This is a genomic window from Methanocorpusculum petauri (assembly GCF_026891975.1).
In the GTDB taxonomy this organism is placed as follows: domain Archaea; phylum Halobacteriota; class Methanomicrobia; order Methanomicrobiales; family Methanocorpusculaceae; genus Methanocorpusculum; species Methanocorpusculum petauri.
On sequence record NZ_JAPTGB010000031.1, the window covers coordinates 1 to 10,320 of the forward strand.

Here is a 10,320-nt window from a genome sequence, read left to right on the forward strand (position 1 = left end):
CGTGTTGTTCCGTAAGCGACGCGGTATTCTGTGTTTTTTTTCCGTGGAATTCCGTTCGGTCTGTGTTTTCCGTGGTTACTCCAAGCAAAACCACACGCAAAAAAACCCAGAAAACATTTTCCACACGGAATATCACGGAAAAAGTAATTTGGCAAAACCCACAACGATTGAACCAAAAAAAGGGGAACACCCGTTCCCGCCTCCACAGGAACTCTCTGGCTGGAGAGCCACGCATCCTGTTTCGAATATATACAAAAAAAATCGTAAACTCATGAAACGTTCAATCGTCAGCACACACCTTTGCCCGGGTGCCTGCCGAAACCGGAAATGCCGCGAAAGCATTTCATCTTTTTTCTTGACCCGCGGAGCAGTGCGCACAGCTCTGCCGTGCGAATCGTGGGATGCTCAGGAATACAGGCGTAGCATCAACACTTACGTAAAAGATATACCCGCTCCCTGCCAAACATATATACCCCCGGGGACATGTAGCCAAGCCAGGATATGGCATCAGCCTCCTAAGCTGAAGATCTAGGGTTCGAATCCCTACATGTCCGTCTTTTTGGAGAACCATTATGGAATATCGACAGATCACGGAAGGATCAACTACATTTGCAGCACCGGTACAGGACCAAAACACCGCATTCCCGCCGGGAACCGCCCCCGTCTTCTACAACACCCGAATGGAACTCAACCGCGACATGACCGTCCTCCTCCTCTCCTGCATCTCCCCGGAAAACTACCTCGACGCCATGGCCGCCACCGGCGTCCGCGGACTCCGCATCGCACACGAAACCGGCACCCCCGCCATCATCAACGACCGTGACCCTCTCGCCGTTGCCATCATCGAAAAAAACGCAAAAACAATCGGCGGCAACATCCGCGTCACCTGTGACGACGCCAACCGGCTCATGTGCACCGAACGCTTCGACGCCATCGACCTCGACCCCTTCGGCACCCCCGCCCCCTTCCTCGACGCCGCATCCCGCGCCGCAAAACGCTACCTCTTCGTCACCGCAACCGACACCGCCCCCCTCTGCGGCGCACACCTCAAAGCAGGCATGCGACGCTACTTCGCCACCCCCAAAAACACCGAATACCACGCCGAAATCGGCCTCCGCATCATGATGGGCACAATAGCAAAAGAACTCATCAAATACGACCGCGGCATGGAACCCATCCTCAGCTTCGCCAAAAACCACTACTTCCGATCCCACGTCCGCATCCTTGGCCGCGTCACCGCCGCCGAAACCACCATGAATCACATCGGTTTTGTCATGCAGTGCCCCAAATGCCTCTACCGTACCGAACAGAAAGGATCCCTCCTCCCGCAGACGCATATCTGCCCGTACTGCGGCGCAGAAACCGAAGCAATAGGCCCCCTCTGGATGGGACCGCTTCAGGACAAACCAATCATCGCCTCACTCCTCGAAAAACTCCCCGCAATGCAGCTCGGCACCGCAAAACAGATGGACAAACTGCTCCATCAGCTTCTGGCCGAACCCGAAACCTGCACCTTCTACGACTACCACATCATCTCCCGCAACCTCCGCGTCTCCCCGCCCCCAATAGACGAAATGATCACAGATCTTACCAACCTTGGATACCCCACCGTCAGAACCCACTTCGCCGTAACCGGCATCAAAACCACCGCCCCCCTCCACATCATCGAAGAATGGATCCTCTCCTGGAACAAAGAACGAAACCTATAGACCCGCCGCAACACCACAAAACATCTCCATCCCGCCGCCCCATCATTCACCGCATCACAAAAACCCCGCAACCCGCTCCGGATGCGCATACACCGTAAACCGCGGCGGCCGGGTGAAACACACCAGCGTCACCCCGCACTCCTCTGCCGCTGCAATCCCCGCATCCGTTGCCGCCGCCCGCGACACCACAATCGGCACCCCCGCATTCGCCGCCTTCGTCACCATCCCCGCAGGCTGCCTCCCCGTAGAACCAATCGCACACTCCCGGGGATTCAGACCCGCAAGAATCATATAACCGATCACCTTGTCCACCGCATTATGCCGCCCGATATCGGACGCAAGAAACACCACCCGGTGATCATGGAACAGCACCGCACAATGCAGACCCCCGGTCGCATCCCACACCTCCGCATTGACCGCATCCCGGACCGCAAAAATCTCCTCCGGCGTAATCTTCCCGCCGGCGAACACCCGTCCCCGCACCCGAAGCGGCGCAAACCCTCCCGCAGACTCCATCTCACCCGGAACACACACCGTACATGCCGCCTCCACAAACACCTCCGTCCCCTCCGCCCGGACCGATAAAATATCCGATGCCGAACAGACCAGACCCGCACCCACAAAAAAACCCACCGCAAACTCGCGCAGATACTCACAGCTCACCACCGTTTTAATAAACTCCCTCCCGTTCAGAAACAGCGTCACCACATCCTCCACAACCGCCGCATCCTCCACCGGCACCGTCCGCCCCTCACAGTAGCGCAGACCCGGCAGCGGTGCTGCAAGCACCCCGCACTCCTTTGCAGGCATCGGTATCCCCGCCTCCGGACACAGACCCGTAACCCGCTCCGGATGCGTGTACACCGTAAACCGCCCCTCACGGACAAACCCGATCAACGTCACCCCCGTCCGCATCGCAACCTCCGCACCCATCACTGTCACCGCCGCCCGCGCTGCAATAACCGGAATCCCCGCATTCACCGCCTTCGCAACCATCCCCGCAGGCTGCCTCCCCGTACTCCCGAGCATACACTCCCCCGGCGGCAACTGATGCAGCACCATCCAGCCGATCACCTTATCCACCGCATTATGCCGCCCGACATCACTTGCCGCAACAACACAGCGGTGATCATACCACAGCGCCGCACAGTGCATACCGCCCGTATCCCTCCACACCCTCGTATTCAGCGCCTCGCGGAGCGCAAAAATCTCCTCCGGTGCAACACGCCCGCCCGTCACCGCAATACAGCGTACCGGTTTCGCAGGCGAAAAACCATCCGGCGGCACATCACACCGCAGCTCCGCCTCCACAAACACCTCCGTCCCCTCCACCCGGACCGACAAAATCCTCTCCGCAATCCCCGCCGCCGTGAAAAATCCCGCGCCAAGCTCCGGGAGCATATCACAACTTGCCACCATCCGCACGTACATCTCCCCGTTCAAAAACAGCGTAACAGTACCCTCACGCACCACAACATCATCAATCTCTGAAACGCTGCCGTCCTGATACCGGTACCCTTTACAGGAAACAATCATATCCTCATCCATATCTATCCTCTTTTCACGGCGTGAATATTCATATGTTCGCACGAACAACATATAAAATCAGCGAACGAAAAGGAGCGAAACCCTCAATAGCCTTCCCGCACGAACAATGAATACAATGATACAGCTTCAGCCGTCTCCCAAAACCTACTGCGGACAGACCGAGCGAAGCAAAACTCCCGAAGAGACGCTTGCATTCATCGAACCGCTGACAAAAATCGCAGGCATCACCCGTGTTGCCGACATCACCGACCTTGACCGGATCAAAATCCCGGTGTACTCCTGCATCCGTCCCACCGCTGCCGACGGCGCAATCTCCGTGTACAACGGCAAAGGAGGAACAGAAACCGAAGCACGTGTTGCCGGAATCATGGAAGGAATCGAACGCTACTCAGCAGAAGCCATGCCCCGCGATCTGGCAATGATATCCTACGATGTACTCGCACTGACCGAAAACACCCTCAACCCGGTTGACCTCATCCTCCCCAGAAACATCGACCCCCGTACCGAACTTCCCTGGGTGGACGCCTGGGACATTGCAAACAACTGCCCCCTCAAAGTCCCGCTCTGTGCCGTCATGCACCCGAACCCCCACTACATGCCCGCACTGTTCCGCTCCAGCTCAAACGGCATCGCATCCGGCAACACCATCGAAGAAGCCATCTTCTACGCGCTCACCGAACTCATCGAACGCGACGCATGGTCGCTTGTGGAAACCACCCGCATCACCGGACCGGCTGTCACCGGCCTCACCGGTCCTGCGGCGGAGATGCTTGCAAAATTCACCGCCGCAGGTGTGGAAATCACCCTCAAAGACATCACCTCCGACATCGGCATCCCGACCATCGCCGCAGTCGCCGATGACATCACCCTCAAAGACCCGCGCCTCTTAACCATTGGCATGGGCACCCACACCAACCCGGAAATTGCCGTCATCCGTGCCTTAACCGAAGTCGCCCAAAGCCGCGCAACCCAGATTCACGGAGCACGCGAAGACGCGACCATCGCCGCGTTCCGCGAAATGATGGGATACGACCGCGTCAAGCGCATGAACGCCTACTGGTTCCGTGTGGACGAAACACGCGACTTCTCCGAAATTGCCGGATGCGCAACACCGGACTTCCGGACCGACATTCTGGGAATCATCGACCGGCTGCGTGCCGCAGGACTGGACCGCGTCCTGGTCGCCGACCTCACCGACCCTGACCTCGGTGTGCCGGTCGTCCGCGTGATAGTTCCCGGTCTCGAATGCTTTACGATTGACAACGAACGCAGAGGAAAGAGGTGCATAGATGCCGAACGCCGTCGTCTTCATCGGCCCAAGCCTTCCGCTTGACGAAGCAAAACAGATTCTGCCGGACGCAGAGTACCTGCCTCCGGCAAAACGCGGCGACCTCACCGACGCAGTCAGAGCAGGAGCAAAAACCATCGTCTTAATCGACGGCGTCTTCTTTCAGGACCGTGCAGTCGGCCACCGCGAAATTCTTGCCGCACTCCGGGCTGGTGTCTCCGTTTACGGCTCCTCCTCAATGGGTGCTCTCCGGGCATCCGAAATGGACACACTCGGCATGATCGGCATCGGGGAAGTGTACCGCTGGTATCATGACGGAACCATCATCGCCGACGACGAAGTAGGTCTCGTCTATGACCCGGAGACGCATGCGGCACTCTCCGAACCCATGGTCAACATCCGGGCAACACTCGCCAAAGCCCGCGATGCGGGCATCATCGATGACACCGGGGAAAAAGAGCTGCTCCGCGCCTGCAAAGCAATCTACTACCCGGACCGTACCTACCGGCGTGTCATCCGCGACGCAGAAATATCTGCCGAGCAGAAATCCTCACTCACCACATGGATCAAAACCAACGCCGTCGATCAGAAACGTCTGGACGCCGTCACCTGCCTGACCGCAGTAAGGGAGACACTCGCATGAACGAACGCTACGCACGCCAGATTCCCGTAATCGGAACCGAAGGACAGAAAAAACTCCAAAACGCAACCGTCTTTCTTGCCGGCTGCGGCGGCCTCGGCTCTCCGGTCGCCTTCTACCTTGCCGCCGCCGGTGTCGGTCACCTCCGCATTGCCGACTGCGACATCGTAGATGCAACCAACCTCAACCGCCAGATTCTGCACCGGCCTGACCGAATCGGCATGCCCAAAGCCGCATCCGCAAAACTGACACTGGAAGCCTTCAACCCCGACATTGAAATAACGGCGTTTGCCTCCTTCATCGATGAAAAAACCGCTCCCCGCATGATTGGAGACGCCGACATCATCGTTGACGCGATGGACAACTTCACCGCCCGGTACATCTTAAACGAAATGTCACAGACACGTGACATCCCGCTGATGCACGGCGGTGTTGCCGGACTGAACGGGCAGGCAACACTGATAATCCCAAAAAAGACCGCATGTCTCTCCTGCATCTTCCCGGACGCACACACAACAACCGGCACCCCGATTCTCGGCGCAGCCGCAGGCATAATCGGATCAATAGAAGCAGAAGAGACCATCAAATACCTGACCGGCACAGGGGAAACACTTGCCGGAAAACTTCTGCTCTGGGACGGAGCAGTGAACAGAATGGACGTATTCTCGGTGAAAAAAAGCCGCCGCTGTCCGATCTGTTCCCCCACATCCGAGGAAACAACATGAGTGAGATAACAATTCTGGCATTTGCCGGATTCCGGGAAAAGTTCGGCGAAAAAAATACCGTCACAGCCCCCAAAGGCGCAACCGTTCTGTCGGTTCTGCGTACATTTACAGAAACCATTCCCGCCGCCCGAAACGAACTGTTTGACGGCGGGAACCTTCGCGGGCATGTAATTCTGATGTACAACCGCGAACGAATCGACGCAGACGATGCAGAAGAGATCGCCGTCTCCGACGGCGATGAGATCGTGCTCTACCCGCCGGTCTCAGGAGGATAACACAATGGTTCTGTCAGTTCAGAAAGAAGACATTAACGTCGGCGCCCTGATCGCCGCGTCCCGGACACATGCAGACGGCGCGCAGCTGGTGTTCATCGGCTGCGTCCGCGACGACGGCATGGACGAACTCGAGATCGAAGCATTTGTACCGGTTGCAGAAAAAGACCTCGCCGACATTGCAGCCGAAGCAACAGAACAATTCCACTTAAACTCGGTGGACATCGTGCACCGGTACGGTCGCCTTGCCCTGGGCGAAACAATCGTCGTGATCATCGTGGGTGCAGGCCACCGGCCCGAGGCCTATGAAGGATCGCGCTATATTATTGAACGGCTGAAGGAACGTGTGCCGATCTGGAAACAGGAAATATCAGACGGCAAAAAGGGAGCCTGGGTGCACGGTGCATGAAGGATCTCCCGAAATCAGTCCGGGTCGCAGTCTGCCAGCTTGCACCGGTTCTGTTTGATAAAACAGCAACGATACAAAAGACCGTTGCAGCCATTGAAGAGGCTGCCCGTCACGGCGCAGAACTGGTGGTGTTCCCCGAGTCCTTCATACCGGCATATCCGCGCGGCCTTTCCTTCGGCTACGTGGTCGGCAGCCGGACCATGGAAGGCCGGCGTGACTGGAAGCGGTACTATGACAACTCCGTGATCGTACCGAGTGCAGATACGGATCTCATCGGCAGCGCAGCAGCCAAAGCACAGGTGTATGTCTCCCTTGGCGTAACCGAACGGGACGACACCTCTGCAACTCTCTACTGCACAAACCTCTTCTTCGGCCCGGACGGCAGCCTGTTGGGAAAACACCGCAAGCTCAAACCGACCGGAACCGAACGATGCATCTGGGGCGAAGGCGACGGCAGCACACTTCCCGCCATTCACACGCCGTTCGGCGTTATGGGCTCTCTCATCTGTTGGGAGAACTACATGCCGCTTGCGCGTGCAGCAATGTACCAGAAAGGAGTTACGCTCTACCTTGCACCAACTGCGGACTCCCGCGATGAATGGCAGGCAACCATGCGTCACATCGCTTTGGAAGGCCGGTGTTTTGTGATCGGCTGCAATCAGCATGTGACAAAAGCGATGTATCCGGCAGATCTCTGCTGCGGCGAAGAACTCAACGACCTGCCGGAGAACATGTGCCCCGGCGGCAGCTGTATCTACGACCCGTTCGGCCGCTGTATTGCCGGCCCTGTTTTTGACCGCGAAGAGATTATCTATGCCGATCTTGCGCTGGATGATATCATTCTTTCCCGCATGGACTTCGACCCCGCCGGACACTACAGCCGTCCTGACGTCTTTGCACTGAGGGTCAGAACAGAATAATGCATCCGGTTCCGGGGTCGGGCGCGGCTAAACCGCCTGCCCGACCCCCACATTAGAAATAGCAATTCCGACAAATAGTATCATCATGTTAGTGTATATCAATGGAAAATTTGTCCCTGAAGAGCAGGCGACGGTGTCCATTTTTGATCACGGCTTCCTGTATGGCGACGGTGTGTTCGAGGGAATCCGTGCGTACAACGGACGGGTGTTCCGCTTAATGGAACACGTGGACAGACTCTTTGACTCAGCAAAAGCAATTGACCTTGTCCCGCCGGTGACCAAAGAGGAGATGGCTGAAATCATCAAAGAAACACTGCGGCAGAACAACCTGAAAAACGCCTACATCCGCCCGCTCATCACCCGCGGGGTCGGCTCGATGGGTCTTGACCCGCACCGCTGTGAAAAACCGACCGTCATCTGTGCGGCCTCCGAATGGGGGGCGATGTATGGAGACCTCTATGAAAAAGGCCTGACCGCGGTAACCGTGTGCGTCCGCCGCAATACGCCCGATTCGCTGCCGCCGAACATCAAGTCGATGAACTACCTCAACAACATTCTCGGAAAAATTGAGGCAAACTACAAAGGCGGCGATGAGGCTATCTTCCTCGACCGTACCGGAAAACTTGCGGAAGGTTCCGGCGACAACATCTATCTCGTGAAGAACGGCAAACTCTACACCCCGCCGACCATTAACAACCTCAAGGGAATCACCCGCCATGTACTGCTTGAACTGCTGGACAAACTCGGCATCCCCTACGAAATCTGTGAACTCGGTCTGTTCGATCTCTACACCGCCGACGAGGTCATGGTAACCGGAACCGCAGCAGAAATCTGTGCAATTACCAAAATCGACGGCAGAATAATCGGAGACGGAAAACCGGGAGCGGTGTACCGAAAACTGGTTCCTGCATTCCAGGAAGTCACCCGGACCGAAGGCGACGCCTACTAACTGGCTCCTGAGAGATATCATAATCTTTTTATTTTTTCACGACAACCTTTATAGGCAATACTGCGAAGCAGTGATTGGGCTGATATAGTGTAGAGGCCAATCATGCTGGCCTTTCACGCCAGCGACTCGGGTTCGAATCCCGATATCAGCACTCACCTTTTTGTTTATTTTCTCTTGCCTGTTTCTGAATGTTTATCTCGGTTGTATCTCTAACCATCTGGTATGTACCTTGTAATCGTACGGGGACAGGACAACCCCAAAGAGGTTTTAGCACTCGCAAACGGTATTGAAGCTGTTCACTACTCGGACACCGAGGGATGGCTGATCCTGGATGTAACACTCATTGACGAAAAAACACATGCCAGAAAACCCTGCAAATTAAGCTATCACCTGGGTAACGGTGAAATCTGGTATGACAACGGCGACGAGATCAAGATCAACGGTGTAACCGGTATTTTCACCAGTGCACAGGCGTAAAACCCATCCATCTCTTTTTTTGCTCGCAGCATCCCAATTACTGATATGACATTTCATCCGACCAACAACCCGGTATTCTGGAAACAGACCGCAGAGGAACTTTTAGCATCCTCCCGTTTTGAAAAAGCCCAAGCAGCGTATCATCAACTGTGCGAACTGACCCCGAACGACGCAGATGCATGGCGCGGCATGGCACAGGCTCTTGCGGGTCTTGAACAGTACGGCGATGCCGTTGCCGCGTTTGAACGTACCCTCATTCTTCTGCCGGACGATCACGCAGCACTTACCGGTCTTGCGAACTGTTACGAAGCACTCGGTGAGTTTGAAAAAATGACGGCATGCAGGATCCGGCTCGGCGAACTGGACTAAAGATACCCGATGCCGGTGATCAGGTGGATGATCCACAGGATACCGAAAATTACCGGAACATGAATCAGATAGACCGCAAGCGTCACATTTCCGTTGCCGATCGCAGCAAGTAATCTGCCGATGACTCCCGGCTCCGGCACAAAAAACCTGCGGACACCCTTCGGATACAGGATAGAGCCGACTCCGACACCCAGCAGCATCACCCCGAACCAGGGGAAAAGCGGGAAGTAATCCTGAGTGAAGTCCATGAAATCCGCACCGTGAATACCCAGCGGGTACAGCCATCCGGGATCATGCAGAAGGGGGACGGCAAAGATACCGATCAGTACGACGGCGAGGCCGGGGAGGAGATTCCATTTTCCCAGTTTCAGGAACGGTATTGCAAGGAGCATGGATACACTCAGCATGTGCAGAAATCCGAACTTGATGAATCGTCCGGTTCCGTCAAAGATCAATATATCTGCAATCCAGCTGATAAGGGTGATACCCATCGCGATCGCGAAGAGAAATACTGCTTTTTTGACGATAGATCTGTAATACTCCGGCAGGTCTCTGTTTTTCCGGGCATAGCGCAGAACAAGGGCTGTACCTGAGATGAAAACAAATGCGCCGGATGTCAGCCAGATACTGTTGTAAATGGAAAAAAACACCTCATCTTCAATCAGCATGTGAAATATCACCATGCAGGCGGCAACATGATAGGCGATCATTGAGAAGAGGGCAAAACCTCGTACTGCGTCCACTTCCCAGTATCGTTTACCCATAGATACCGGTTGGTTGGATGCACGGTGGGAAATAACTGCCGGAAATTTGGTGATGCGCCGCAACAACCCGGGGGTGCGCGGGAGTCTTTTGCTTTGGTTTTGCTTGGAGTAACCACGGAATACATGGAAAGAATCTGAGTACTGGAATCTGGCGGCAGTACCTGCCTGTGGCGATGTGTGCGGGAGTCTTTTGTGGTGGTTTCGCTTGGAGTAACCACGGAAAACACAGACCGAACGGAATTCCACGGAA

Annotated in this window: 12 protein-coding genes and 2 tRNA genes; 12 read left to right on the forward strand and 2 right to left on the reverse strand. The window is 55.8% G+C overall.

The window, feature by feature from the left end; genetic code table 11:
- Nucleotides 1-479 precede the first annotated feature (479 nt).
- Both O0S10_RS10115 and O0S10_RS10120 read left to right on the forward strand, forming a co-directional pair.
- A tRNA-Arg gene (locus O0S10_RS10115) sits at nucleotides 480-554 on the forward strand.
- An 18-nt stretch (nucleotides 555-572) separates the two neighbouring features.
- Nucleotides 573-1,709, forward strand: a complete 1,137-nt coding sequence (locus O0S10_RS10120; RefSeq protein WP_268925764.1) for a tRNA (guanine(10)-N(2))-dimethyltransferase — start codon at nucleotides 573-575, stop codon at nucleotides 1,707-1,709.
- Nucleotides 1,710-1,763: 54 nt separating this feature from the next.
- Here the strand turns inward: O0S10_RS10120 and fdhD are convergent, their stop codons facing one another.
- On the reverse strand, nucleotides 1,764-3,257 hold the full coding sequence (gene fdhD, locus O0S10_RS10125) for a formate dehydrogenase accessory sulfurtransferase FdhD (RefSeq protein ID WP_268925765.1): 1,494 nt from the start codon (nucleotides 3,255-3,257) through the stop codon (nucleotides 1,764-1,766).
- A 106-nt stretch (nucleotides 3,258-3,363) separates the two neighbouring features.
- Here fdhD and O0S10_RS10130 point away from each other — a divergent pair, with 106 nt between their 5' ends.
- From O0S10_RS10130 to O0S10_RS10175, 10 genes are all read left to right on the forward strand, one after another.
- Nucleotides 3,364-4,590 carry a YcaO-related McrA-glycine thioamidation protein gene (locus O0S10_RS10130; protein ID WP_338148572.1) on the forward strand — a complete coding sequence of 409 codons (1,227 nt, stop codon included), beginning with the start codon at nucleotides 3,364-3,366 and terminating at the stop codon, nucleotides 4,588-4,590.
- Nucleotides 4,547-5,188, forward strand: coding sequence for a TfuA-related McrA-glycine thioamidation protein (locus O0S10_RS10135; protein ID WP_268925766.1), 642 nt, complete (start codon nucleotides 4,547-4,549; stop codon nucleotides 5,186-5,188). Before O0S10_RS10130 ends, O0S10_RS10135 begins: the two co-directional genes overlap by 44 nt.
- On the forward strand, nucleotides 5,185-5,910 hold the full coding sequence (locus tag O0S10_RS10140; protein ID WP_268925767.1) for a HesA/MoeB/ThiF family protein: 726 nt from the start codon (nucleotides 5,185-5,187) through the stop codon (nucleotides 5,908-5,910). Before O0S10_RS10135 ends, O0S10_RS10140 begins: the two co-directional genes overlap by 4 nt.
- A complete protein-coding gene (locus tag O0S10_RS10145) occupies nucleotides 5,907-6,185 on the forward strand; it encodes a ubiquitin-like small modifier protein 1 (RefSeq protein WP_268925768.1) in 279 nt (92 codons plus the stop codon). The genes O0S10_RS10140 and O0S10_RS10145 overlap by 4 nt, the downstream gene beginning before the upstream one ends.
- 4 nt (nucleotides 6,186-6,189) lie before the next feature.
- Nucleotides 6,190-6,591 (forward strand): molybdenum cofactor biosynthesis protein MoaE, encoded by a 402-nt coding sequence (locus O0S10_RS10150; RefSeq protein WP_268925769.1) that lies wholly within the window; start codon nucleotides 6,190-6,192, stop codon nucleotides 6,589-6,591.
- Nucleotides 6,588-7,511 carry a carbon-nitrogen hydrolase family protein gene (locus tag O0S10_RS10155; RefSeq protein WP_268925770.1) on the forward strand — a complete coding sequence of 308 codons (924 nt, stop codon included), beginning with the start codon at nucleotides 6,588-6,590 and terminating at the stop codon, nucleotides 7,509-7,511. The genes O0S10_RS10150 and O0S10_RS10155 overlap by 4 nt, the downstream gene beginning before the upstream one ends.
- 85 nt (nucleotides 7,512-7,596) lie before the next feature.
- Nucleotides 7,597-8,460: a branched-chain-amino-acid transaminase gene (gene ilvE, locus O0S10_RS10160; RefSeq protein WP_268925771.1), complete on the forward strand. Its 864-nt coding sequence runs from the start codon at nucleotides 7,597-7,599 to the stop codon at nucleotides 8,458-8,460.
- Nucleotides 8,461-8,538: 78 nt separating this feature from the next.
- Nucleotides 8,539-8,611 (forward strand) — tRNA-Glu (locus O0S10_RS10165).
- A gap of 71 nt (nucleotides 8,612-8,682) precedes the next feature.
- Entirely contained in the window at nucleotides 8,683-8,937 is a 255-nt protein-coding gene (locus tag O0S10_RS10170; RefSeq protein WP_268925772.1) for a hypothetical protein, read from the forward strand.
- Nucleotides 8,938-8,982: 45 nt separating this feature from the next.
- Nucleotides 8,983-9,306, forward strand: coding sequence for a tetratricopeptide repeat protein (locus O0S10_RS10175; RefSeq protein ID WP_268925773.1), 324 nt, complete (start codon nucleotides 8,983-8,985; stop codon nucleotides 9,304-9,306).
- Here O0S10_RS10175 and O0S10_RS10180 read toward each other — a convergent pair.
- Nucleotides 9,303-10,070: a heparan-alpha-glucosaminide N-acetyltransferase gene (locus O0S10_RS10180; protein ID WP_268925774.1), complete on the reverse strand. Its 768-nt coding sequence runs from the start codon at nucleotides 10,068-10,070 to the stop codon at nucleotides 9,303-9,305. The genes O0S10_RS10175 and O0S10_RS10180 overlap by 4 nt on opposite strands.
- Between the last annotated feature and the right edge of the window lie 250 nt (nucleotides 10,071-10,320).

Coding starts and splice junctions, on each gene's coding strand:
- O0S10_RS10120 (WP_268925764.1), top strand. CDS start 573: ATGGAATATCGACAGATCACGGAAGGATCAACTACATTTGCAGCACCG.
- O0S10_RS10130 (WP_338148572.1), top strand. CDS start 3,364: ATGAATACAATGATACAGCTTCAGCCGTCTCCCAAAACCTACTGCGGA.
- O0S10_RS10175 (WP_268925773.1), top strand. CDS start 8,983: ATGACATTTCATCCGACCAACAACCCGGTATTCTGGAAACAGACCGCA.
- O0S10_RS10135 (WP_268925766.1), top strand. CDS start 4,547: ATGCCGAACGCCGTCGTCTTCATCGGCCCAAGCCTTCCGCTTGACGAA.
- ilvE (WP_268925771.1), top strand. CDS start 7,597: ATGTTAGTGTATATCAATGGAAAATTTGTCCCTGAAGAGCAGGCGACG.
- O0S10_RS10180 (WP_268925774.1), bottom strand. CDS start 10,070: ATGGGTAAACGATACTGGGAAGTGGACGCAGTACGAGGTTTTGCCCTC.
- O0S10_RS10145 (WP_268925768.1), top strand. CDS start 5,907: ATGAGTGAGATAACAATTCTGGCATTTGCCGGATTCCGGGAAAAGTTC.
- O0S10_RS10155 (WP_268925770.1), top strand. CDS start 6,588: ATGAAGGATCTCCCGAAATCAGTCCGGGTCGCAGTCTGCCAGCTTGCA.
- O0S10_RS10150 (WP_268925769.1), top strand. CDS start 6,190: ATGGTTCTGTCAGTTCAGAAAGAAGACATTAACGTCGGCGCCCTGATC.
- O0S10_RS10170 (WP_268925772.1), top strand. CDS start 8,683: ATGTACCTTGTAATCGTACGGGGACAGGACAACCCCAAAGAGGTTTTA.
- O0S10_RS10140 (WP_268925767.1), top strand. CDS start 5,185: ATGAACGAACGCTACGCACGCCAGATTCCCGTAATCGGAACCGAAGGA.
- fdhD (WP_268925765.1), bottom strand. CDS start 3,257: ATGGATGAGGATATGATTGTTTCCTGTAAAGGGTACCGGTATCAGGAC.